Below are 22003 nucleotides of genomic sequence, written 5' to 3' on the forward strand. Positions count from 1 at the left end.
CCGAGCGACGATGGGGATGTGACGGAACCACGGGTGCATCGGGACCCGGCCTTCGCACTGCTGTCGCTGTACGAGACGGCGTTGCCGGAGGTCTACGGGTACCTGCTGTCCCGGTGCGGTGACCGCACCCTCGCCGAGGAACTGACGTCGGAGACGTTCCTCGGCGCGGTGAGGGCCTGTCGCAAGGAATACGCGCCTGCCGTGAGCACCGGGTGGCTGATCGGCGTCGCCCGGCACAAGCTCGCCGATCACTGGCGGCGTAAGGAACGTGAGGAACGCGGGCTGCGGCTCGTCCACGAGGAAGAGGACCACACCGATCCGTGGGACGAGCGGCTGGACGCGCTCCTGGCGCGCGAAGTGCTCGCGTCGCTCGGGGCGCATCACCAAGCCGCGCTGACGCTTCGCTATGTCGACGGTCTCCCGGTACCGGAGGTCGCCGACCATCTGGGGCGCACGGTGCACGCCACGGAGGCGTTGCTCGTGCGGGCCCGTGCCGCGTTCCGACGTGCTTACCAGGAGAAGGAGGGTCGCGATGCCTGATCCTTTCGACGCGCTTCGCGCGCCCTCGCAGCGTGTCGATCCTGACCCGCTCTTCGCCGCCGAATTGCGCGACAACCTGCGTCGCGCCGTCTTGAACGGAGCCGATATGACAACGACTGAAACACTGGCGGAAGCACGTTCCCTGACCCCGTATCTCGTGGTGACCGACGCCCGCGCCGCACTCGACTTCTACGTCGAGGTGTTCGGAGCGTGGCGCCGCGCCGAACCGATCGTGATGGAGGACGGCCGGGTCGGGCACGCGGAACTCGCCATCGGGGACAGCGTGCTGATGCTCGCGGAAGAGTTCCCCGAACTGGGGAACGTGGTCGCCCCCGAGGGCGGCACGCTGATCCGGATCGAGGTCGCCGATCCGCACGAGTCGGCGCGGCGGGCCGTGGAACTGGGCGGCGTGCTGGAGCGGCCCGTCGCCGATGAAGGCCACGGGTTGAGCGGGACGATCAAGGACCCGTACGGACAGCGGTGGCTCGTCGCGCAGGCGGCACCGCGCTCCTCGGCGGGCGCGAAGCCGATCCGGCACGGCGAAGCGGGCTACTTCACCTTCCAGGTCCCGGACGACGCACGCGCGAAGGCGTTCTACGGCGCCGTCCTCGGCTGGCAGTTCTCGCCCGGACGGGTCGAAGGTGGTTGGGGCGTCGAAGGTTCCGGTCTGCAAGGCGGGCTCTGGGGTGGCCCGGGACGGCAGGTGGGCTGGAAGGTCATGTACGCCGTCGACGACCTCGCCGCCGCCCTCGACCGCGTCCGGGCCCAGGGTGGCCGAGCGGGCGAAACCGAACAGCAGCCCTACGGCCTGAGCGCCGACTGCGCGGACGACCAGGGCATCGAATTCTGGCTCTGGGAACAGCCTCGCTCTTAAGGTCACCACCCCAGCCCCCACCGCTCCCAGGGGGGCGACCCCGAAGCCAGTCTATCGCCGATGGGGGGCGGGAACTGGGGCTGAGGCGAGTTGTCCACAGGTGGGAGGAATTGTGGACAACTGAGGCTGGGGGCGCAGGCCGTGAAGGCCTCCTTCCCTACCTTGAGGGTAGGGAAGGAGGCCTTCACGGCACGATCAGGGCAGGTCAGCGACCGGCGGCGTAGCCCTGCATTCCCCGCGCGTTGGCGGCGGCGCGGAGAACTCCGCCGGACCGCGAGACGGCCGAAAGCCGCCCCAGCGCCCAAGGTCCGGCATCGACGACAGCGTGCCCGCGTGCGGCCAGAGCGTCCATTGTGGACTGCCCGAGCCGCGACTCCACCACGAGTTCCCGCGGCGTCCACGAGCGCGGATAGAACGAACTCGGGAACGCGGTCGTATGCCACGCGGGCGAGTCGATCGACTCCTGAAGGTTCAGCCCACCGAGGGTGTGCGCCAGCCAGAAACACAGCTGCCACTGGTCCTGCTGGTCCCCGCCGGGCGTCCCGAACGCCAGCACCGGCTCGCCGTCGCGCAGGCCCATCGACGGCGAAAGCGTGATCCGAGGCCGTTTCCGCGGCGCCAGCGAGTTCGGCAGGCCCTGTTCCAGCCAGAACATCTGACCGCGCGAGTCGAGGCAGAAACCGAGTTCCGGAATCGTCGGACTCGACTGCAACCAGCCGCCCGACGGCGTCACCGAGATCATGTTCCCCACCGCGTCGACGACGTCGATGTGCACGGTGTCGCCCCGGGTCTCGCCCAGCGGCCCGACCGTCGGCTCCCCCGTCGCGCCGGAACCGGATTCGAGACCACGCAGCTTTTCGAGGATCGCGGGCAGCCGCGGCGAGGGACCGCCCGGCCGGAGTTCGGCGGACGCCTCCTCGGTGATCAACGCCCGCCGGGCGTCCGCGTATTCGCGGGAGATCAGCAACTCGATCGGCACATCGGGAGAATCCCCGTACCAGGCCTCACGGTCGGCGAACGCCAGCTTCGTCGCCTCGACGGCCAAGTGCACCGTGCGTTCCGTCGGGATTCCGTCCACATAGGACAGTTCGTCGCGGAGGCCGTCCAGCAACCGCGCTTGCTGGAGCAGCGTGGGACCCTGCGTCCAGGCGCCCATCTTCACCAGGCCCCAGTCGCCGAAGTCGACCTGCAACGCGTCTTCGTACGTCGCTTCCCAGCCCGCGATGTCCTCGCCGGTGAGGAGACCGGCGTGATCGCGACCGGAATCGTCGCGGAAAGCCTTGCGGCTGAACACCTCGATCGCTTCGGCGACGAAACCCTGCGACCACGCGCGACGTCCGGCGTCGATCTGTGCCTCGCGGCCGCTGACCGACTCGGCCTCGGCGAGCAGCCGTTCCCAGGTGTCCGCGAGCGCCGGATTACGGTGCAGTCCCTCGACCGGCTTGCCGTCGGAGAGCCACAGCGCCGCCGACGTCGGCCAATGCTCGGTGAACAGGTCCCGCACCGCGCGGATCGTGTCCCCGACCCGGCTGACCAGCGGAATCCCGTTGCGCGCATAGGAAATCGCGTAACCGAGCACGTCGCGCAACGACTTCGTGCCGTGATCCCGCAGGAGCAGCAGCCAGCCGTCCCACGCCCCCGGCACGGTCGCGGGGAGCAGACCGCTGCCGGGGATCAGGTCAAGTCCGAGGTCCGCGAAGTACTCGGGCGTCGCCGCCGCGGGCGAGACCCCCTGACCTGCGAGGACGCGCGGGGTTCGATCGGCGGCGGTGACGAAGATGCCGGGGACCTGCCCCGCCGGGCCGCACAGATGCGGCTCGGCGACCTGCAGGACGAACCCGGCCGCTACCGCCGCGTCGAAGGCGTTGCCGCCGTTTTCGAGCACCGCCATACCGGTGGCCGAGGCCAGCCAGTGCGTCGATGCCACCATGCCGTGGGTGCCGGCCAGTTCCGGCCTGGTCGTGAACACGCGACTGATACTACGCTTTGCTAACTACTTTTTCAGTCCCAGCAGTTGAAGAGGATCTTGCCAAGACTGTCGGGCCGCCAGTGCTTGGCGACATAGTGGTTCTTCCAGCGCGCTGCCGTGAGGTCGATCGGCGCTTCGAGTTCGGCCCGGGAGTACAACCGGTGCCGGGGAAGGAGCTCCCCCAAAACGGCTAGCAATCCCGGCTCGTCGACGAAGGTGATCGTTCCGAAGGTGATGAACGCGTCGGCGATGCCGAGGATCTCGTGCCTTCCGTCCTCGTCCCAATCCTGCGTCCACACCACCGCGGCGGTTCGATGATCATAAGTGATCTCGCCGGTTTCGAAGTTCCGTCCCACGTCGGACGGTACGAACCGGGCGACCTGGCCGCGTGTTCGACGGGCAGCCTCGTAACAGGCCTTCCGAAACTCCTTCTCATCCCTCACCCACCGAAACTATCCCCGCGCGGCGACCGGAGCGTCATAGTTTTCGAGCGTCGCCGCGTTGGCCGTCCGCGAGGTGATCCACGTGAACACCTTGGTCATCGGCTTCGAACCCAAGATCCGGTACATGAAGTTCCGATAGCCGACCATGAACCGGGTCTTCGGGGCGAGGAACGTGCCGATCCCGGCCGCCTGCTTCTGCGAAACCTTGACCGGACCGCGGAGTTTCTCTTCGTACCGCGCGAAAGCGACCTCGTGGTCGCCGTGAGCGGCGGCGAGTTCTCCCGCCAGGACGTACGCGCCCGTCATCGCGAGCCCGGTGCCCGAACCGCCCGGACCCGCGCACCAGGCGGCGTCGCCGAGCAGCACGACCCGGCCCCGTGACCACTGGTCGAGGTGGATCTGGCTGAGCGAATCGAAGTACAGCGCGTCGACGTCGCCCAGGCCTTCCAACAGCGCCGAAGCTTCCCAGCCGAAGTCGGCGTAGCGCTCGACGAGGGCCTTCTTCTGGGCCTCGACATCGCGACGGTCGACCTCCAGCGGCCCGGACGCGAAGACCAAACTGACGTTGACGACCTCGCGATCGCGACCGCTGGCGGCCATCACCGTCCGGCCGGGGACGCTGCAGATCAGGCCGAGGTGATCGAGACCGAGGTGGTTGGGCACGGTGAAGCCGGCGGTGTGGAAACCGAGATCGGTCCGGAATCGCTCTTCGTCGCCGAAGGCCAGCCGCCGCACGCCCGAGTGGAGCCCGTCCGCGCCGACGACCAGGTCGAATCTGCGCGGTTCACCGTTGGCGAAGGTCACGGTGACGCCGTCCGAATCCTCGTCCAGGCCGGTGATCCAGTCGCCGAAGACGTACTCGGCGCCGTCCTTCGTGTGCTCGTAGAGGATGCGCGTCAGGTCTCCGCGCTCGATCTCGACTTCGCCGCTGAAGAACACCGACGGCATCTCGGCGACCTTCTTTCCTCGCGTATCGACGATGAACTGCGCGCCCATCGCGGTTTCCTTCGCGCGGATGTCTTCGAGGATGCCCATGCGCTTCAACAGGGTCATCTGCTCGCCGCGGAAGTCGACCGCACTCCCGCCTTCGCGCAGGGCCGGGGCGCGCTCGACGACGGTCGGCGCGAAGCCGCGCTCCCGCAGCCAGAAGGCGAGGGCCGGTCCCGCGATGCCGGCGCCGGAGATCAGAACGGTGGTCGTCATGGCTGCTCCCAGTGGGTTCGTGGTGATGGGAACGACCGTACGGCAGATTTGCACGCTTGGTCAAGCCGCTTGGTTAAACCAAATGGATAAACCGTGTGGTCTAGGATCTCGGGCATGGGTAATCGCGAGGACCTGATGAGCGGGGCCATCCAGTGCCTCAAGGAAAAGGGCTGGTCACGGACGACGGTGCGGGATATCGCGGCGGCGGCCGGGGTCAGCCACGCGGCGATCGGCTACCACTTCGGCTCGCGCGAAGCACTGCTGCTGACGGCGTTCTCGCAGGCGATGGACGACTGGGGCCAGGAGGTCCAGCGGGAGATGATGAACGCTGTCGACCCCAACGCCTCGGCCGACGAGCGGTACCGGGCCTCGTGGCGCGCGATGATCGACTCCTACGGGCGTAACCGTCAGCTGTGGATCGCCTCGATCGAGGCATTCGTACAGTCCGAACATCACCCTGAGCTGCGAAAACAGCTCGCCGCCGCGCAGCGTGAGGGCCGCCGTGGCATGGCGGCGGACATCCTCGGGATCGACGAGGAGAGGCTCACCGAGGCGGACGAGCGCCGGATCGGCGCGGTGGCCACGGCTCTGAACTCGGGCATCATGCTCCAGCACATGCTCGACCCGGAGAACGCTCCGACGTCCGAGGAGGTCGTGGACGGGCTGATGACGCTCGTCTCCCGGGTGCGATGAACGGCCCGTTACTTGCGAAATTTGCAAGTAACGGGCCGTTCATCGCACCCGCGGGAGGCAGGTGGGTCAGGAGACGGCGACCTTCCGCCGCAGCGCCGCCCGCGGCCGCCCGACGCCCTGCCACGACAGGCCGGCGTCCAGGATCCGTTGCGGCTCCAGGAGATTGCGCGTGTCGACGACCGAGTCGCCGTCCATCTGCTCGGCCATGTAGGTCCAGTCGAGCCGCTTGAACTCGTCCCACTCCGTCAGCACGACGACGGCGTCGGCCGCCTTCGCGACCTGGTACGGGTCGTCGACGACGGTCATCCCGGCGATCTGGCCGCCGACGGCGGGGTCGTAGGCGGTCAGATCCGCCCCGAGCGCACCCAGCACCGAAGCGACCGCGAGGGCGGGCGAGTCGCGCAGGTCGTTCGTCCCGGCCTTGAACGCCAGCCCGAGGACGCCGATCCGCGAACCCGCCAGCGTTCCGCCGACAGCGCCGGCGATCTTCGCGACGATCCGGTCCCGCTGCGCGAGGTTCTCCTCGATCGCCGAGGTCAGCAGTGTGAAGTCGTACTGCACGGACTCGGCGACCTTGACCAGCGCGCTGGTGTCCTTCGGCAGGCACGAGCCGCCCCAGCCGGGGCCGGGCTTGAGGAACGAGCGGCCGATTCGGCGGTCGTAGCCCATCCCTTCGGTGACCAGGTCGATGTCCGCGCCGAGGCGTTCGCACAGTTCGGCGATCGAGTTCACATAGGACAGTTTCATCGCGAGGAAGCAGTTCGCCGCGTACTTGACCAGTTCCGCGCTGGCCGCGTCGGCGACGACGACCGGGGCGGCGAGGTCGGCGTAGAGGTCACCGACCCAGCGGGCGGCGGCGACGTCGTCGGAGCCGACGACGATCCGGTCCGGGCCGAGGAAGTCCTCCACCGCGGTGCCCTCGCGCAGGAACTCCGGGTTCGACACGACCGGCACGTCCGTGCGGCCGAGCATCGCTTGGATGCGCTTCGACGTCCCCACCGGAACGGTCGATTTGGTGATCAGCGCACAACCCGGAGGAATGACGTCGCCGATCTCGGTGGTCACGGCTTCGACGGCCCGCAGGTCCGCCGACCCACCCGCGCCCATCGGCGTTGGCACACAAAGGAAAACGGCCTCAGCATCACGAACCGCGGCCCGCGCGCCGACGACGAACTCGAGTCTTCCGCTGGTCAGCCCCCTCGACACCAGCTCGGACAATCCCGGCTCCAGGATGTCCACTCGTCCGGCGGAGAGCCTTGCGACCTTCGCCTGGTCGACATCGACGCAAGTGACTCGATGCCCCAGGCCGGCCAGGCAGGCCCCCGTGGTCAATCCGACGTAACCGGTCCCCACCACCACGATCCGAGCAGCGCTCATGCTGCTGAAGGTGACAGCCTGAGTTGACCTCCGAGCGAACGGAATACTTCAGGCCCGAATACTCCTCACGACATGCTGCGCACCGACGTGAGCCAGCACACCCACCCCACCGATGCGAACGAGCGTTAACCTAGGGAACGGTTGTCGACGAAAGGGAGAACATGCAGATCACCGATACCGCGGCGCTCGTCACGGGTGGCGCGTCCGGGCTCGGCGGTGCGACCGCGAAGGCGCTCGCGGCGAAGGGCGCGCGGGTCTTCGCGCTGGACCTCGCCGGTGCCATCGCCAACGCCGAGCAGGTCGAGGGCATCACCTACGTCGAGGCCGACGTGACCGATCCGGAGCAGGTGCGCGCGGCCGTCGCGACCGCCGCCGAGTCCGGGGTGCCGTTGCGGACCGTGGTGAACTGCGCCGGGATCGGACCGTCCGCGCGGATCCTTTCGAAGAAGGGCCCGCACGATCTCGCCCTGTTCGCGAAGGTCGTCCAGATCAACCTGATCGGCTCCTTCAACGTGCTGACGATCGCCTCCGAAGCCATCGCCAAGACCGAGCCGCTGGCCGACAACGCGCGTGGCGTCATCATCAACACCGCGTCGATCGCGGCCTACGACGGCCAGATCGGGCAGGTGGCGTACTCGTCGTCCAAGGGCGGCATCGTCGGGATGACCCTGCCGGCCGCGCGCGACCTCGCGTCGCACGGGATCCGGGTGCTGACCATCGCGCCGGGCATCGTCGACACCCCGATGCTGGCGACGGTGAGCGACGAGTTCCGCGCTTCGCTGGCCGAAGGCGTTCCGTTCCCGAAGCGGCTCGCGCGGCCGGACGAGTACGCGCAGCTCGCGCTGTCGCTGATCGACCACGACTACCTGAACGGCGAGGTGGTCCGGATGGACGGCTCGCTGCGCATGGCCCCTCGCTGAGCCGTCTTCGCGTGACATGAAAGGCCCCTTCATTGCAAATTTTGCAATGAAGGGGCCTTTCATGTCATCTCTCAGGGACGGGTGAGGCGCACGTCCAGGCTGATGCCCTCGGTGGTGACCTCGCAGGTCCGGAAGGCGGTTTCGGCGACCAGCCCGCCGAACTGCACCGGCGTGTAAGCGCGCCGCCGGAGCCCGCCGAGTGCCTGCCGGACACCGAGCGCGGCCAGTTTGCCGAGTTTCATGCTCTCGACCTCACGCGCGATGTCGCCGTCGGTCGCGTCCCGGTTCATGTCCTGCACCGCGGCCGTGCCACCCGGACGCAGGACGCGATACATCTCGTCGAGCGATTTCACCGGCCACACGAAGTTCTTGAACGCGGCCTGGCAGACGACGAAGTCGAACGACTCGTCGTCGAACGGCATCCCCGCGACGTCGCCCTCGCGGAACTCGACCTCGACGCCCTGAGTTCGCGCGTACTCGCTCGCGATCTCGACGAACGTCGGCGCGACGTCGAGGCCGGTGACGGAGAAGCCGAGCCGCGCCAGTTCGACGGCGAAGTAGCCGGGGCCGAAGGCGACTTCGAGCACCTTCGCGCCGTCCGGCAGGTCCGCGGCGAGTTCGCGGGCCTGCTTCCGCCAGAGTTCGATCTGCGGTTCGGTTCCGCGCTGCCGGGCGTAGTTCCGCGCCAGCGCGCCGCCCATCTCCGGCATGAGCTTGAACCGTTTTCTGTCCTTGATGTTCGACATGGTCACTCCAGGTTGTTCCGCCCGGAGCCCGGCTATCCTCAAGATGCCTTCTCGTGGCCGGGTCCGGTCGCGGGATCGTCGCCCCGGCGGGGTGCTGCAACACCTCGCCGGGGCTCTTTCAACTGCGGGTACTCCCCCCTTCGGCCAGGTAGGCCCGCCATTCGGCGAGGCCGGGCATCGAGCCGGACGTCAGTTCCCCCAGGATCGAACGGACCCATTCCGCTTCGGCCATACGCATGGCCAGGCGGTACTCGCCCTCCAGGAGCACCAGCCGCGGCAGCTCCTCGATCAGCCGTTCGAGTTCTCCGCGAGAGCGCTCGATCTCCTCGTCCAGCGCCGCCAGCCGGGTGCGGAACAGCGAGATCACCTCGTCCGGCCCGAGCCACGCCATCACGGAAAGCCCGGCGACGAACTTCGGCTCCTCCGGCGCGAGTTCGGCGAGGAGTTCGCGCAGCCAGTCGAGCATTTCGTCACGGCCGGCGTCGGTGATCCGGTACACCGTTCGCTCGGGGCGCGCGCCGTCGCGAGTGCTCTCGACGGCCTCGATGAAACCGTGTTTCCCCAGGTTGCGGACGACCGTGTAGAACGAGCCCCATTTGATCCCCATGTCGCGATCCTTGCCGCGCGCTTTGAGGATCGAGGCTATTTCGTACGGATGCATCGAGCGCTCGACGAGCGTGGACAAGATGGCCAGCGCCAGCAGGTTGCCGACCTTCCGTCGCTTCACCGGTCCTCCTCGTGAACGAGTACTCGTCTACGAGTATGCGGAGAAGCGCAGGCGATCGCAAGTGTCTTGGTTCGTGAGAGATCAGAGGTCGTTCATGTACGGCACGGACGTCTGCGCGTGGTCGGTCAGCCACTTCCGCAGCGCGTGTGTGGCCAGGACGTCGTCCTCGTTGTAGCGCAGCAGCCGTTCCCGCTGCAGGTCGTCCGGGACACCGCCGTCCATGCCGACGGCGTCGCGGTACCAGCTCATCGACGCCTCGCCGCCCGCTTCCGGATCGCGCCAGGCGAAGCCGGCGACCGGGGCGATCACCTTGAGCCCCTTGCCGTGCGAGCACAGGAACTGGTCGGTGACGCTGCGGAAGAGGTCGATCCACTCCTCGGAGTCCACAAAGGACGCGATCTCGGCCTTCGTGGGAACGCCGGGGTATTCGCCGAACCGGTCGGCGGAACCGAAGAGCCAGCGGTTCTCGGCGAGCGCGTTGTAGCAGTAGGCACGGAAGGTCAGGCCCGCCGCGAGCGTGCGCTCGCGGACTTCCTTGAACCAGGCCCAGAATTCGGCGAACGACCGCGCCTCGTCCGCCGTCGGCAGCGGCTCCCAGGTCGCGAAGGCCCGGTACCCCTGCTCCATCCCGATGTCGGCGCCGGTCAGCAGCGAACCCCACAGGTACGCGCCGGAATCACCGAAGCTCTCCATGTCGACATCGACCTCGACGTCGCCGCGGGAGACCTCGATCCGATCGACCTTGCGCACCATCGTGAGATCGGCGAGCCAGGCACGCGCGAGGATGATCGCGTCGGCGAAGGTGCCGCCGGTCCAGTTCATCGGCGGTGGCTCGTCGGCCGGGTCGAGCGCGGCCAGCTTGTCCACTGTGGACACCCCGGCGCGGCGGAGCTCCATCGCGTCCTCGCCGCGGACGACCAGGCTGACGTCACGGGTTTCGGTGAGCGCGACCTCGCACGTCGGCCACCAAGGGCAGCGACGGCATTCGAGGACGCGCGAAGGTTCAGCCAGCGGCTCTTCGCCTTCGGCGGCCGCAGTCGCGATGGCGAGCCTGTCGGCGAAGCGGCTCTGGTACTCCGTCAGCGCGCTCCGGCCGCCCGGCCAGGTACCCGCGGACAGGTCGTGCCAGACGACGACGTCCGCGTCGAGTCCGATGACGCCGCCGATGGCTCGGTGGCCTTCGTGCTTCCCGAGCGCTTCGAGCATTCGGTAGAGGTGCGCGAGCCGCATCTGGTCGCGCGGCTGCGAGCGGACCTTTCGCGCCGCGTCCGGCAACCGGTTCGCCGGGTCGAGGTCGGTCATCACCGTGGTCGGCGCGCCCGCGCCGCGATCGGTGATGCGATGCCGCACGACCAGCACCGGCACGTAACCATCACCGGTACGGACCAAGAGTTCGGAGCCGCCACGCCGGTGACCGGCACGATCCACCGGGAGCAAGGCACCCCAGATGTAGTGCGCTTCGGCGGCGAAGGCCTCTTCGGTGAGCTGCACACGCTCGGCGGCCGGAAGGTCGCGAGGGATCTTTACCCAGCTCACGCCGGGTCCCGTCGCCTCCATAAGCTGCCGCACGATCGCCTCGCGATGCGCTGACGCGTCGTCGATCCGCTGCTGCGCGGCGGGGTCGGGCGGGGCGAGCGGGACCTCGCGCATCGCCGGATCGTGTTCGAGGTGCACGCGACGCCGGCAGCGGCTCACCGCTCCCGCGTCCAGTAGCACCTCGTTACTCACAGACAACACTCTAGAAGGCGACCGGCAAGCCGCCATGCCCGCCACTTCGGGGACCAGTAAGTTCGTCAGTGACACAGCGTGGGAGGTGCCATGGCGCGCAAGGCCAAAGCCGTCGAGGCCGAAGGCAGGATCACCCCGAAGAAGGCGAAGAACGCCATCGCGGTGGCCAAAGTGCTCGGTCCGGCCGTACTGCCGGTGATCGCGCCGTACGCCGTTCGAGCGGCGGGTGCCGCGCGAGAGCTGTACGACCGTTATCAAGCGAAGAAGCTCGGCGTCGCCGTCGACCAGCTCGGTGAGTTCAGCGGACGCGGTGCCGCGTTGCACGCGCGGATCGCCGGGCTGACTCAGGGACTCGCGGAGCTGAAGAAGTCCGCGAAGGCGACCGACGCCGACGTGGCCTTCGCGAAGGACACGCAGGGGACGCTGGAGCAGCTTTCGGCGACTGTCCGCGCTTCGGAGCGGATGCCGGCCGCGCGGCGGAAGGCGGCGCACCGGGCCGTGGCCGGGGAGCTGGACCAGCTGGAAGGCAAGCTCCTACACCGCCTCGGGATCTGACACCGCTTCGGGGTTGAACGGCTGTTATGAACGGACCGTTCATAACGTTTTTTGTTATAAACGGTCCGTTCATAACACGACCCGGTGCCGCCAGACGGGTGGTGACGGCGGCCGAACCCAGCCGAGAGGTCTCCCCAAGGGCGCCCCGCGCCCGACGGAGACTTCACCGTCGAGCGCCCTCTTTCGGGCCGAAGGCCCACGGAAACGTGATGAAGGGGCGCCCTCCGCACCCACCGCGAGGTGGAAGCGGAACGGCGCCCCTTCGGCACGTTTCCGTCAGCGCTCGACAGATTTAGCCGATAAAGCCCTTTTTCTTCATCCATTCGTAGGCGACTTCGCCTTGGTCGCGGCCGTCGACGTCGACCTGCTTGCACAGTTCGATCATCTGCTCGTTGTCGATGGCCGCGGCGACGGCTTCGAGTGGGCCGCGGAGTTCCGGGTGCTGTTTCAGGAAGTCCGAGCGCAGTGTCGGTACGGCGTTGTACTGCGGGAACGCCTTTTTGTCGTCTTCGAGGACGCGCAGGTTGAGTCCGGCGATGCGGCCGTCGGTGGTGAAGATCTCGCCGATCGGGCAGGTCCCGCTCGCGACGGCCGAGTAGATCGTGCCGATGCCGAAGTTCTTGATCACCGGGTTCTGGAATCCGTAGGCCCGCACGGCGGCGGGGAATCCGTCCTGGCGGCTGGTGAACTCGGTCTCCAGGCAGAACACGCCCTGGTCGGGCTTCTGTTTGAGGAACGCCGCCAGATCCGACGTCGTCTTCAGGTTGTTCGCCGCTCCGTAGGCTTCAGTGACCGCGAAGCCGTACTGGTCGTTGAGCGGCGAGTAGTTCAGCCAGGTGACGCCGTACTTCGCCTCGTCAGCCGTCTTCGTGGCCTCGTACTGGGCCTGTTCCCCGCCGGGGACGGGGAGTTCGTTGCCCTGGTAGTTGATCCAGCCGGTGCCGGTGTATTCCCAGGTGACGTCGGTCTGGCCGGCGAGCAGTGCCTGTCGGGACGAGTTCGAGCCCTTGATGTCGGTCAGGTCGATGACGTCCGCGCCCGCCGCGGAAAGCGCCATTTCGGCCATGTAGCCCAGGATGATGTTCTCGGTGAAGTCCTTGGATCCCACCGTCACCTCGACGCCCTTGAGCGCCTCGATGGGCTGGATCGAACCGGGTTCGATCTTGTACGGCAGCGCGGTGTTGACCTCGAGTCCGCAAGCGGAAAGCGTGCCGCACAACAGGACTGTGCCCAGAATCGCTTTCAATCGCATGTCAGCGCAGTCCCTTCGGTCCGAAGAACTGTTCCGCGACCGCGCCCAGCCAGTCCACCAGCAGTGCCAGCGCGACGGCGAGCACCGAACCGGTGATCAGCACCTTCGTCAGGTTGAGCTTGTAGCCGGTGTCGATGAGCAGGCCGAAACCGCCGGCGTTGACGAACATGCCGAACGTCGCCGTGCCGACGGCCAGCACCAGCGAGGTCCGCAGGCCGGCCAGGATCAGCGGGATGGCCAGCGGGAACTCGACCCGCCACAGCACGCCGGAGGCCGACATGCCGATGCCGCGGCCCGCGTCGATCAGTGCGGGGTCGACCTGTTGCAGGCCGACCATCGTGTTCCGCAGCACCGGAAGCAGCGAGTAGAACGCCAGCGGCAGCGCCGCGACCCACAGTCCGCCGGTCGCGCCGGTGACGATGAACCACAGCACCAGCACCCCGAGCGCGGGCGCGGCCTGGCCGATGTTCGCGACCGCCAGGAACACCGGCGCCGCCCACTTCGCGTACGGCCGCGTCACGAGTACGCCGAGCGGAACCGCCACGGCGACCACGATCGCGGTGACCACGACGGTCATCGCCAGGTGGTCGCGCAGCGCTTCGAGCAGCCCGGTGGCGTTGAGCGTCTCCTTCTCCGTGGCGGTCAGGTCGCTGGCGAACACCCAGATCAGCACGCCGACGACGATCAGCAGGACCACCGCCGGCTGGGCGAACAGCCGGACCCGTTCGGCGCTTCTCGACGAGGACTCGGTGCTGAACCCGGTATCGACGGCCGTCATGCGGTCACACCTTCCGCCGGGTTGTCGTCCGAGTGCTCCTCGCGCAGCTGCTGGATCGTCGAGATGACGGTGTCTAGCTCGATCGTCCCGGCGTACTCGCCGCGGGCGCCGGTCACCGGGACGCTGCCGCCCTCGGCGAGCATGGCTTCGAGCGCGTCCTGCAGCGTCGACTGGAGGCTGACCGAGTCGCGCAGTGGCTTGCCCGCGGTGGCGAGCGACGTGGCCGCGGTCAGCTCGCGGACATGCACCCACCGCATCGGACGACGACGCTGGTCGAGCACCAGCACGAAATGCTTCCGCTGCCGGGTCAGCTTCTCGCGGACGTCCGACGGCGATTCGCTGACCGCGGCGGTCAGGGCGTCCTGCTTCAGCTCGACGTCGCGGACCCGCAGCAGCGTCAGCTGCTTCAGCGAGGCACCGGCGCCGACGAACCCGGCGACCGTGTCGTCGGCCGGGTTCGCGAGGATCGCGTCCGGGGTGTCGTACTGGAGGATCTTCGACTGGTTGCCGAGCACCGCGATCTTGTCGCCGAGCTTCACGGCCTCGTCGAAGTCGTGGGTGACGAAGACGATCGTCTTCTTCAGTTCGGTCTGCAACCGCAGCAGTTCGTCCTGGAGGTTGCCGCGGGTGATCGGGTCGACCGCGCCGAACGGTTCGTCCATCAGCAGGACCGGCGGGTCCGCCGCCAGTGCCCGCGCGACGCCGACACGCTGCTGCTGACCACCGGACAGCTGACGCGGGAAGCGGTCGCGGAAGTCGGCCGGGTCCAGCCCGACCAGGTCCATCATCTCCTCGACCCGGTCGTTGACCTTCTTCTTGTCCCAGCCGAGCAGGCCGGGCACCACCGCGATGTTCTGCGCGACGGTGAAGTGCGGGAACAGCCCGGCCTGCTGGATCGCGTAGCCGATGCGACGGCGCAGGGTGTCGACGTCGAGCTTCAGCGCGTCGTCACCGCCGATGGTGATCCGGCCGGACGTCGGCTCGATCAGCCGGTTGATCATCCGCATGGTGGTGGTCTTGCCACAGCCGGACGGGCCGACGAAGACCACGATCTTGCCGGCGGGCACCACCATCGAGAACTCGTCGACCGCGGGCTCGCGAGTGCCGGGGTAGCGCTTGGAGACGTTCTCCAGCTCGATTTCGACGCCGGATACGGTTTCCGGCGACCCCATAGTTGACTCAGCCACGGACACCCCTTGAGACGGTCAGACGGTTGATCAGGACGTAAACGGCGTCGAGGACCAGCGCGAGGACGACCACGCCGAGCGTCCCGGTCAGCGCCTGGTTGAGGGAGTTCGTGCTCCCCGCGTTGGTGAGACCGGAGAAGACCTCCGAGCCGAGGCCCGGGCCTTTCGCGTAGGCCGCGATGACCGCGATGCCCATGAGCATCTGCGTCGCGACCCGCATCCCGGCGAGGACGGCGGGCCAGGCGAGCCGCAGCTCCACCCTGGTCAGCACGCCGAACCGGCTCATACCGATGCCGCGTGCCGCGTCACTGATCGCTGGATCGACGCCGCCGAGCCCGACGATCGTGTTCCGCACGATCGGGAGCAGCGCGTAGAGCACGAGAGCGATGACGGTGGTGTTCGTACCGAGGCCGAAAACCGGGATGAGAAGGCCCAAGAGGGCGAAGGAGGGGACGGTGAGGATCGTGCTCGCCAAGGCCGTGGCCACGGCCGACCCGATCGGGCTGCGGTAGACCGCGACCCCGATCGCCACGCCGAGCACGGCGGCGATGATCGTGCACTGCACGACCGCGCTGACATGGAGAAGCCCTTGGAGGGCGAGTCTGTCCCACCGATCCGAGATGTACTCGAAGAGGTTCATCGCGTGCTGGTTCTCCCGCCGCCTCTGAGTGAGAGTCCTCACCCATTCGGAGTAGCTGTATCGGGAGCCTGACTACCCAGAACACGCGCGGTCAAACCCCGGTTTACCGCCTTTTATCCCGTAAACCTTCCCCATTCGGCCTAAATGGGCAAACGCACGCGCCGTCCCGCCGGTGTCTTTCCCACTGCTCAACAGCCGGGAGGAGATCGACCGCCCGGCAGTACGTCGAATACTCTTCACCCGTGAGTAAGGGCAGCCATCACCGAAGCGCGTTACGCGCCGTGCGTGGTGGCTTGCTGGGCGTGAGTTCCGCGGCACTGGCCGTGACCGCTCACGTGCTCGGGGACGGCGAGGTACCCGATACGGCGATGACGTTGTTGCTCACCGTGCTCATCGGCTGGAACGCCGCCGCGCTCGCCGCGAAGGCGCGCGGCCCCCTCGCCACGATCATCGACCTCGGCGCCGGCCAGGTCGTGATGCACCTCGTGCTCAGCTCCCTGAGCAATCACGAACTGATGCACGACGAACCCGCACCCCTCTCGGGCGGGCTCGCGATGACTGTGGCCCACGTCGTCGCGACACTGGTCACCGCGCTGCTGCTGGCCAAGGCCGACGGACTGCTGCTCGGCGTCCTCGCCTGTCTGCGCACGTTGGTCCCGTTCATCCTCAACGCGCTCCCGGTGCCCGCCGCGGCGGTGACACCGGTACTCGCCCGTCCGGCGGGGCCCGGTCACCTCGTCGGTGTGGACCTCCGCCGGGTCCACGGCAGGCGTGGCCCGCCGCTGTTCTCCTGAACCCCAGCTGATCCCCGTAATCCGGCGAGGTCTCCGAACCCGCCGTCTCATTCACGTTCAGGAGTCTTCGTGTCCAAGCACGTCTTCAAACGCGCCGGTTTCCTCGCCGCCGCCATCGGTGCCGCCGGTCTGCTCTCGGCCGGGGTCGCTTCGGCCCACGTCACCGCCAACGTCTACGGCCCCCAGCCCGAAAAGGGCGGCTACGGCTCGATCTTCTTCCGCGTGCCCAACGAGGAGAAGGACGCCGGCACGGTCAAGGTCGAGATCACCCTCAAGCCCGAGTACGCGCTCAGCTCCGTGCGCGCCAAGCCGCTTCCCGGCTGGAAGGCCGAGGTCGTCAAGTCCAAGCTGCCCGCCCCGGTGACCACCGACTCCGGCACTCAGATCACCGAGGCCGTCACCAAGGTCTCGTGGACCGCGGAGCCCGGCACCAAGATCGCCGCCGGTTCGGCCGAGTTCCAGGAGTTCCAGATCAGCGCGGGTAAGTTCCCGACCAACGTCGACGCGATCGAGTTCCCCGCCACCCAGACCTACGAGAACGGCAAGGTCGTCGAGTGGAACCAGCCGACCCCGGCCTCCGGCGAGGAGCCGGAGCACCCCGCGCCGAGCGTGAAGCTCGCCGAGAAGAGCGGTGACGGGCACGGCGGTGGCCACGGCTCCGACGCGAAGGCCTCCGAGGAATCGCACGCTTCTTCGTCGTCGTCCGACAACACCGCCCGCTGGCTCGGCGGCGCGGGCCTGGTCGTCGGCGCACTCGGCCTCGGCGTCGGCGCCGGTGCCACCCTGCGCGCCCGCCGCGCCACCGCCTCCAGCAGCAAGACCGAGGGAACCGAGTAAATGCGTAAAGCGATCGTCGCGCTGGCGATCACCGGGGTGGCGTGGCTCGCCACCGCCACCCCGGCGCTGGCGCACAACGTCCTGATCTCCTCAGACCCGGCGAAGGGCACTTCGATCGCCGCCGGGCCCGCGAAGATCACGCTCACGTTCGACCAGTACGTCCAGAGCGCGAACGTCAACCAGATCGCGGTCATCGGACCGGGCGGCGGCCAGTGGGCCGAAGGCCAGGTCGAGGTCCGCGACAGCGTCGTATCCGTGCCGCTGCGGCCGCTCGGCCCGGCGGGCGAGTACAAGATCGGCTACCGGATCCTTTCCGCGGACGGGCATGCCGTGACCGGCGAGGTTCCGTTCACCCTCACCGCCGCGGGCACCGGCACCCCGGCGACCGCAGACGCCGCGCGCGGCAACGGGGGCCAGGCCGAGACGACCCCGGCGACCGGCGGCGAAGGCTCGTCCGGGGTGCCGATCTGGGTGTGGATCGCGGGCGCCGTCGTGCTGCTCGCCGTCGGACTGACCGTCGCACTGCGCACCGGCGCGGGTGACAAGGAGAAGAGCGGGTCATGACACAGGCCGAGACCACCTCACGCGCCCGCGTCGCCGTCCTGTTCTGTGTGGTGACGGCGGGGATCGTCGGCGCCCTGATCGGCGTCGCGCTGACGGCCACCGCCCCGGTTCCCGGGGTCGCGCAGGTCAGCGAGGTGGTCTCGGTCTCCATCCCGATCGTGCGGGTGCTGCTGGACATCTCGGCGGTCGCCACGATCGGGCTGGCGCTGCTTTCGGTACTGGTCGGCTACGACCGGCCGAAGCTCTCCGAACCGATCATGCGGCGCGCGCGGCCCGCGAGTGTCGCGGCGGCGCTGGTCTGGGCGACCACGGCGCTCGTCGCGCTGATCCTGCAGACCGCCGAGTACCGGCCGGGCTCCAGCACGCTGTCGATCTCGGACGTCGGGAGCTACATCGCCGACGTCGGCGCGGGGAAGGCACTGCTGATCGTCGCGGTGCTGGCGCTGCTGCACGCGGGACTCGGCATCCTCGCGCTGAAACACGGCGAGAAGGTGCCCGCCGAGGTCCGCGTCGGACTCGGCCTGTTCGCGCTGCTGCCGCTGCCGGTCACCGGGCACGCGTCGAACTGGAACTACCACGACTACACGATGATCTCGATGGAACTGCACGTGATGAGCGCCGTCGCCTGGACCGGCGGGCTCGGCGCGATGGCGGTGCTGCTCGTCGGGAACCGGACGCTGCTGGCGCACGCGCTGCCGCGGTTCTCCAAGCTGGCGACGCTGTGCCTGATCCTCGGTGCGGCGACCGGCCTATTCAACGGGCTGATCGAGATCTCACTCAACCCGTCGCTCGGCTTCTGGGAAGGCGTGTTCACCACGCCGTACGGGCAATTGGTGCTGCTCAAGCTGTTGTGCACCGGGGTGATCGCGGCACTCGGGGCCTACACGCGCTGGAAACTGATACCGCAGATCATCCGGCACAACCGGACGGCGCTGGCCGCGTGGGCGACGCTGGAGCTGACCGTGATGGGGCTGGCGTTCGGGTTCGCTGTCGTCCTCACTCGCGCGCCGGTGGTGCCGACGAGCTGAAGGTGCGCTCGGGCAAGAACGACACCCCCGCGTCGCTGGGAAGGGGCTGTCGGGGGTCACGCTTACGCTAAGTGGATGCCCCCGCCGCAGGCCTTCGCCGACGAGTCGTTCCACGAGGACCCCTCCGAAGGCTTCTACGTGCTCGCGGCCGCGGTGCTGCCGATCGCCCGGCACGCGGAGCTGCGCGAGGTGATGCTGGACGTCCGTGGCGGCCGCCGTAGCAGCAAGCTGCACTGGTACCCGATGGATCACCAGGAGAAGCTCGACGTCGCCAAGCGCGTAGCCGACTTCGATGAACTGCACGTGGTCACCGTCGGCACGCCAGTGCGGCCGAAGAGGCAGGAGCGCGGTCGCGCCCTGTGCCTGCAGCGACTGGTCGTCGAGCTGCACGGCGTCGGTGTCGACACTCTCGTCGCCGAGGCCCGGCAAGCCGACCTGAACAAGCGGGACGTCGACAGCGTCCGGCACGCGCGGCTGCACCGGGCTCGGCTCACCGGCAACGACGCTTTCTTTCAGCCACTGAGCGGCTGCGTGCACGAGGTCCAGCTGGATACGCCGACCTGACCACCCCTGGACATGCGTAAGGCCAGGCTCCCGGTCATGCCCCAGGTCACCTGGCCTTGCGACTCACGCGACGTCCGTGACGGCGCGCTCTCAACGAGTGGTCTGACCCTCGTTGTCGCACCGGCAAGCCGATCCGACGCGTCGAGCATAGCTCATGAATGCGCGTACTTGCACTTCGTCGCGAGGTCTCACAACGACGCAAAGGGGAGACGCTACGAATCGGCTGTCCTAGCGCGAGCTTTGCTCCATCTGGCCGCATTTGGCCGGTTTCACTGTCCTCTTCGGATCTCCCCCGGAATGCTCTACGCGATCGCTGGGGTAACCCGAAGAGGGGATAGTGGATGGGCGGCCCGTTGCCGGGTGACAGTGAGGTCAGCACCACGCAGGTACCGCGTCAGCGATCGGTGGTCCGGCTCACTAGACAGGTGAGTTCGGGGCCGCGTCAGCTTCCGCCCGCGCCGGCGCATTTCACCAACCGCACGGCCGAGCTCACGCTGCTCGAAAAGCTGCTTGCCCAGGACGACACCGACACCGACCGGCCGTCGCTGCACCTGATCAGCGGACAGGGCGGCATCGGGAAGACGGCGCTGGCGACCGCGTGGGGCCGTCACGTCGGTGACCGGTTCCCGGACGGGCACCTCTGGGCGGATCTCGGCGGGTTCAGCACCAACGGCCCGCTCTCCGTGAGCGAAGCGCTCGGCCGGTTCCTCCGGGCTTTGGGCGTCCCGCCGGAGGGGCTGCCCGCGGACGTCGAGGAACTCACCGCGCTGTACCGCACGACGACCGCCGAGCGGCCACTGCTCCTGCTGCTCGACAACGCGGCGTCGGCCGAGCAGGTGCTGCCGCTGTTGCCTTCCAGCGGCGAAAGCCTCGTGATCGTGACTTCGAGGCGCCGCCTCGGCAGACTCCAGACCGAACATCGCGCGAAGCTGATCGAGCTGGCTCCCTTCGGTTCCGCGCACAGCGCCGAACTGCTGGGCCGCGCGCTCGGCGCCGAGCGGGTCGGCGCCGAGACCGACCAGGCGCGCACCATCGCCGAGCTGTGCGGAGGCCTGCCGATCGCCCTCACCACGGTCAGCGCCAAGCTGGCGGGGCGGCCGAAGATGTCGTTGGAGAAGATCGCCACCGAGCTGGGGAACGAATATCGTCGACTGGCCACGCTCTCGACGAAAGAGGCGCAATCGGTGGAAGCCAGCTTCAACCTGTCCTACGACGAACTTCCCTCGGACGCGGCCGCGCTGTACGCGGCGCTCGGGCTGCACCCCGGTCCCGATTTCGGCGTCGGGGTCGCGGCCGCGTCGATCGCCGTCCGTCCCGAGGTCGCCGACGACCTGCTGGATCAGCTCGTCGACGTCGGGCTGCTGATCGACCGCGGCGACGACCGGTACACGTTCCACGACCTCGCGCGGTTGCACGCCAAGGAGAAGACGTCGGGCAACGAGTACGACCGCGACATCGCCGTGCGCCGCATGCTCGAGTACTACCTGTCCACGGCCTCCGCGACGGCCGGCTTGACCACGCCGGACCAGGACGCGATCCCATACCGCTACGAGTACCGGCCGCCGACACGGGTGTCGTTCGACTCGTCCGAGGAAGCACTCGCCTGGCTGGAGCTGGAACGCGAGAACCTCATCGCCGCGGTCGAAACGGCCCGCGAATGGCAGCTGCCGGAACTCGGCTGGCAACTCGCCGCCGCGATGTGGCCGCTCTTCCTGCTGCGCAAGCACTATCCGGACTTCCTGCGGGTGAGCGAGATCGCCGTCCACTGCGCGAAGGCGTGGGGCAACGCCTCCGCGGAGGCGCTGATGCGCAACCGCAGCGGTGCCGCCTGCCGCGCCACCGGCCGGTACGACGACGCCGTCCGGCACTACCTGGCCGGACGCGACGCCGCACGGAGGGGCGAGGACGAGGTCGTCGAGATCCGATCGGTGGAAGGGCTCGGCCTGGTCGCCCTGCAACAGGGCAGGCTCGACGAGGCGATCGAGTGGTTCACCGAGGACCATCTCCTCAGTGAGCGGCAGGACCGCCCGCACGACGTCGGGCTGGCGCTGATCAATCTGGGCGCGACCCGGGCCAGGACCGGGCAGGTCGAAACCGCGATCGCCGACCTCGCCCGCGCTCGCGACGTCCTCGACGGCGACGACTACAACGTGGCCCGCGCCCGGATCGAACTCGGCCGTGCCCTCACGGCGAGCGGGGATCTCGCGGGCGCGCGGGCCGAACTCGAGCCCGCCCGCGCCACCATGGAGGCCAGCGGGTCGCGGTTCGAGGTGGCCAGGGCGCTGTCCGCGTTCGGCGAGATCGCCGAAGCGGAGGGCGATCCCGAGGAAGCCCGGCGCCTCTACGACAAGGCGTTGCCGATTTTCGTCGGGCTGGGCCGCCCGGAAGCCGACGCTCTGCGTACGCGTTTGGAACAACTGTGACCCGAAGGCACCGATCGGCAACCAACGACAGGGTGAACTGACCGTCTTGAATGACAGAGCGTAGCTGCAAGTTGCACATTTGGGGGAGCATTGGGCCAGGAGAAGTGATCAGCCCGGGCGAATTAGTCACCGATTGACCGGCGATTTCGGGCAAGCGGCGA

The 22003-nt window shown here is 68.3% G+C and carries 22 protein-coding genes; 11 read left to right on the forward strand and 11 right to left on the reverse strand.

What is annotated here, in order from left to right; all coding sequences use genetic code 11:
* The first annotated feature begins 18 nt into the window (after nucleotides 1–18).
* Together ACLARN_RS01200 and ACLARN_RS01205 are read left to right on the forward strand one after the other, a co-directional pair.
* Complete coding sequence (locus ACLARN_RS01200; protein ID WP_409489421.1) at nucleotides 19–540, forward strand: RNA polymerase sigma factor; 522 nt, start codon at nucleotides 19–21, stop codon at nucleotides 538–540.
* Nucleotides 533–1414 (forward strand): VOC family protein, encoded by an 882-nt coding sequence (locus ACLARN_RS01205; RefSeq protein ID WP_409489422.1) that lies wholly within the window; start codon nucleotides 533–535, stop codon nucleotides 1412–1414. Before ACLARN_RS01200 ends, ACLARN_RS01205 begins: the two co-directional genes overlap by 8 nt.
* 205 nt (nucleotides 1415–1619) lie before the next feature.
* Here ACLARN_RS01205 and ACLARN_RS01210 read toward each other — a convergent pair whose 3' ends face one another.
* The 3 genes from ACLARN_RS01210 to ACLARN_RS01220 form a co-directional block, all read right to left on the reverse strand.
* The gene (locus tag ACLARN_RS01210; protein WP_409489423.1) at nucleotides 1620–3383 is read right to left on the reverse strand and encodes a gamma-glutamyltransferase family protein; all 1764 of its coding nucleotides are present in this window, start codon (nucleotides 3381–3383) and stop codon (nucleotides 1620–1622) included.
* A 32-nt stretch (nucleotides 3384–3415) separates the two neighbouring features.
* Nucleotides 3416–3739 (reverse strand): hypothetical protein, encoded by a 324-nt coding sequence (locus ACLARN_RS01215; RefSeq protein WP_409489424.1) that lies wholly within the window; start codon nucleotides 3737–3739, stop codon nucleotides 3416–3418.
* Between the two features lie 96 nt (nucleotides 3740–3835).
* Complete coding sequence (locus tag ACLARN_RS01220; RefSeq protein ID WP_409489425.1) at nucleotides 3836–5029, reverse strand: FAD-dependent monooxygenase; 1194 nt, start codon at nucleotides 5027–5029, stop codon at nucleotides 3836–3838.
* A gap of 114 nt (nucleotides 5030–5143) precedes the next feature.
* Between ACLARN_RS01220 and ACLARN_RS01225 the strand changes: the two genes are divergently transcribed.
* Nucleotides 5144–5722 carry a TetR/AcrR family transcriptional regulator gene (locus ACLARN_RS01225; RefSeq protein ID WP_409489426.1) on the forward strand — a complete coding sequence of 193 codons (579 nt, stop codon included), beginning with the start codon at nucleotides 5144–5146 and terminating at the stop codon, nucleotides 5720–5722.
* 66 nt (nucleotides 5723–5788) lie between these two features.
* Here ACLARN_RS01225 and ACLARN_RS01230 read toward each other — a convergent pair whose 3' ends face one another.
* On the reverse strand, nucleotides 5789–7099 hold the full coding sequence (locus ACLARN_RS01230) for a UDP-glucose dehydrogenase family protein (protein WP_409489427.1): 1311 nt from the start codon (nucleotides 7097–7099) through the stop codon (nucleotides 5789–5791).
* A 161-nt stretch (nucleotides 7100–7260) separates the two neighbouring features.
* On the opposite strand from ACLARN_RS01230, the gene ACLARN_RS01235 reads away from it, so the two are divergent.
* Nucleotides 7261–8019: an SDR family NAD(P)-dependent oxidoreductase gene (locus tag ACLARN_RS01235; RefSeq protein WP_076163947.1), complete on the forward strand. Its 759-nt coding sequence runs from the start codon at nucleotides 7261–7263 to the stop codon at nucleotides 8017–8019.
* Nucleotides 8020–8090: 71 nt separating this feature from the next.
* On the opposite strand, the gene ACLARN_RS01240 is transcribed toward ACLARN_RS01235, so the two are convergent.
* The 3 genes from ACLARN_RS01240 to ACLARN_RS01250 form a co-directional block, all read right to left on the reverse strand.
* A complete protein-coding gene (locus tag ACLARN_RS01240) occupies nucleotides 8091–8765 on the reverse strand; it encodes a class I SAM-dependent methyltransferase (RefSeq protein ID WP_409489428.1) in 675 nt (224 codons plus the stop codon).
* 118 nt (nucleotides 8766–8883) lie between these two features.
* Nucleotides 8884–9492, reverse strand: coding sequence for a PadR family transcriptional regulator (locus ACLARN_RS01245; RefSeq protein ID WP_409489429.1), 609 nt, complete (start codon nucleotides 9490–9492; stop codon nucleotides 8884–8886).
* Nucleotides 9493–9573: 81 nt separating this feature from the next.
* Complete coding sequence (locus tag ACLARN_RS01250; protein WP_409489430.1) at nucleotides 9574–11220, reverse strand: TM0106 family RecB-like putative nuclease; 1647 nt, start codon at nucleotides 11218–11220, stop codon at nucleotides 9574–9576.
* A gap of 90 nt (nucleotides 11221–11310) precedes the next feature.
* Between ACLARN_RS01250 and ACLARN_RS01255 the strand changes: the two genes are divergently transcribed.
* Nucleotides 11311–11775: a DUF6474 family protein gene (locus ACLARN_RS01255; RefSeq protein WP_409489431.1), complete on the forward strand. Its 465-nt coding sequence runs from the start codon at nucleotides 11311–11313 to the stop codon at nucleotides 11773–11775.
* A gap of 292 nt (nucleotides 11776–12067) precedes the next feature.
* On the opposite strand, the gene ACLARN_RS01260 is transcribed toward ACLARN_RS01255, so the two are convergent.
* Genes ACLARN_RS01260 through ACLARN_RS01275 form a run of 4 tightly spaced genes read right to left on the reverse strand, consistent with a single transcriptional unit; the run spans nucleotide 12068 to nucleotide 15632 of the window.
* Nucleotides 12068–13027, reverse strand: a complete 960-nt coding sequence (locus ACLARN_RS01260) for a glycine betaine ABC transporter substrate-binding protein (protein WP_409489432.1) — start codon at nucleotides 13025–13027, stop codon at nucleotides 12068–12070.
* A 1-nt stretch (nucleotide 13028) separates the two neighbouring features.
* Nucleotides 13029–13805: an ABC transporter permease gene (locus ACLARN_RS01265; RefSeq protein ID WP_409489433.1), complete on the reverse strand. Its 777-nt coding sequence runs from the start codon at nucleotides 13803–13805 to the stop codon at nucleotides 13029–13031.
* Nucleotides 13802–14977 carry an ABC transporter ATP-binding protein gene (locus tag ACLARN_RS01270; protein ID WP_076163941.1) on the reverse strand — a complete coding sequence of 392 codons (1176 nt, stop codon included), beginning with the start codon at nucleotides 14975–14977 and terminating at the stop codon, nucleotides 13802–13804. The genes ACLARN_RS01265 and ACLARN_RS01270 overlap by 4 nt, the downstream gene beginning before the upstream one ends.
* Before the next feature lie 7 nt (nucleotides 14978–14984).
* Nucleotides 14985–15632 (reverse strand): ABC transporter permease, encoded by a 648-nt coding sequence (locus tag ACLARN_RS01275; protein ID WP_409489634.1) that lies wholly within the window; start codon nucleotides 15630–15632, stop codon nucleotides 14985–14987.
* 302 nt (nucleotides 15633–15934) lie between these two features.
* Here ACLARN_RS01275 and ACLARN_RS01280 point away from each other — a divergent pair, with 302 nt between their 5' ends.
* The 6 genes from ACLARN_RS01280 to ACLARN_RS01305 all read left to right on the forward strand — a co-directional run bounded on the left by ACLARN_RS01280 (nucleotide 15935) and on the right by ACLARN_RS01305 (nucleotide 21842).
* Nucleotides 15935–16426 (forward strand): hypothetical protein, encoded by a 492-nt coding sequence (locus ACLARN_RS01280; protein ID WP_409489635.1) that lies wholly within the window; start codon nucleotides 15935–15937, stop codon nucleotides 16424–16426.
* Nucleotides 16427–16495: 69 nt separating this feature from the next.
* Complete coding sequence (locus ACLARN_RS01285) at nucleotides 16496–17263, forward strand: YcnI family protein (protein WP_409489434.1); 768 nt, start codon at nucleotides 16496–16498, stop codon at nucleotides 17261–17263.
* A complete protein-coding gene (locus ACLARN_RS01290; RefSeq protein ID WP_409489435.1) occupies nucleotides 17264–17827 on the forward strand; it encodes a copper resistance protein CopC in 564 nt (187 codons plus the stop codon).
* The gene (locus ACLARN_RS01295; protein ID WP_409489436.1) at nucleotides 17824–18855 is read left to right on the forward strand and encodes a copper resistance D family protein; all 1032 of its coding nucleotides are present in this window, start codon (nucleotides 17824–17826) and stop codon (nucleotides 18853–18855) included. Before ACLARN_RS01290 ends, ACLARN_RS01295 begins: the two co-directional genes overlap by 4 nt.
* Before the next feature lie 75 nt (nucleotides 18856–18930).
* Complete coding sequence (locus tag ACLARN_RS01300; protein WP_409489437.1) at nucleotides 18931–19419, forward strand: hypothetical protein; 489 nt, start codon at nucleotides 18931–18933, stop codon at nucleotides 19417–19419.
* Nucleotides 19420–19760: 341 nt separating this feature from the next.
* Nucleotides 19761–21842, forward strand: coding sequence for a tetratricopeptide repeat protein (locus tag ACLARN_RS01305; RefSeq protein WP_409489438.1), 2082 nt, complete (start codon nucleotides 19761–19763; stop codon nucleotides 21840–21842).
* Nucleotides 21843–22003 lie beyond the last annotated feature (161 nt).

Source organism: Amycolatopsis sp. cmx-11-12 (assembly GCF_046269425.1).
GTDB lineage: Bacteria > Actinomycetota > Actinomycetes > Mycobacteriales > Pseudonocardiaceae > Amycolatopsis.

Bases quoted from the DNA above. Each gene is read 5' to 3' on its own strand.
- ACLARN_RS01205 (WP_409489422.1), top strand. From the start codon at position 533: ATGCCTGATCCTTTCGACGCGCTTCGCGCGCCCTCGCAGCGTGTCGAT.
- ACLARN_RS01220 (WP_409489425.1), bottom strand. From the start codon at position 5,029: ATGACGACCACCGTTCTGATCTCCGGCGCCGGCATCGCGGGACCGGCC.
- ACLARN_RS01225 (WP_409489426.1), top strand. From the start codon at position 5,144: ATGGGTAATCGCGAGGACCTGATGAGCGGGGCCATCCAGTGCCTCAAG.
- ACLARN_RS01230 (WP_409489427.1), bottom strand. From the start codon at position 7,099: ATGAGCGCTGCTCGGATCGTGGTGGTGGGGACCGGTTACGTCGGATTG.
- ACLARN_RS01235 (WP_076163947.1), top strand. From the start codon at position 7,261: ATGCAGATCACCGATACCGCGGCGCTCGTCACGGGTGGCGCGTCCGGG.
- ACLARN_RS01240 (WP_409489428.1), bottom strand. From the start codon at position 8,765: ATGTCGAACATCAAGGACAGAAAACGGTTCAAGCTCATGCCGGAGATG.
- ACLARN_RS01255 (WP_409489431.1), top strand. From the start codon at position 11,311: ATGGCGCGCAAGGCCAAAGCCGTCGAGGCCGAAGGCAGGATCACCCCG.
- ACLARN_RS01260 (WP_409489432.1), bottom strand. From the start codon at position 13,027: ATGCGATTGAAAGCGATTCTGGGCACAGTCCTGTTGTGCGGCACGCTT.
- ACLARN_RS01265 (WP_409489433.1), bottom strand. From the start codon at position 13,805: ATGACGGCCGTCGATACCGGGTTCAGCACCGAGTCCTCGTCGAGAAGC.
- ACLARN_RS01270 (WP_076163941.1), bottom strand. From the start codon at position 14,977: ATGGGGTCGCCGGAAACCGTATCCGGCGTCGAAATCGAGCTGGAGAAC.
- ACLARN_RS01275 (WP_409489634.1), bottom strand. From the start codon at position 15,632: ATGAACCTCTTCGAGTACATCTCGGATCGGTGGGACAGACTCGCCCTC.
- ACLARN_RS01290 (WP_409489435.1), top strand. From the start codon at position 17,264: ATGCGTAAAGCGATCGTCGCGCTGGCGATCACCGGGGTGGCGTGGCTC.
- ACLARN_RS01295 (WP_409489436.1), top strand. From the start codon at position 17,824: ATGACACAGGCCGAGACCACCTCACGCGCCCGCGTCGCCGTCCTGTTC.
- ACLARN_RS01300 (WP_409489437.1), top strand. From the start codon at position 18,931: ATGCCCCCGCCGCAGGCCTTCGCCGACGAGTCGTTCCACGAGGACCCC.
- ACLARN_RS01305 (WP_409489438.1), top strand. From the start codon at position 19,761: ATGGGCGGCCCGTTGCCGGGTGACAGTGAGGTCAGCACCACGCAGGTA.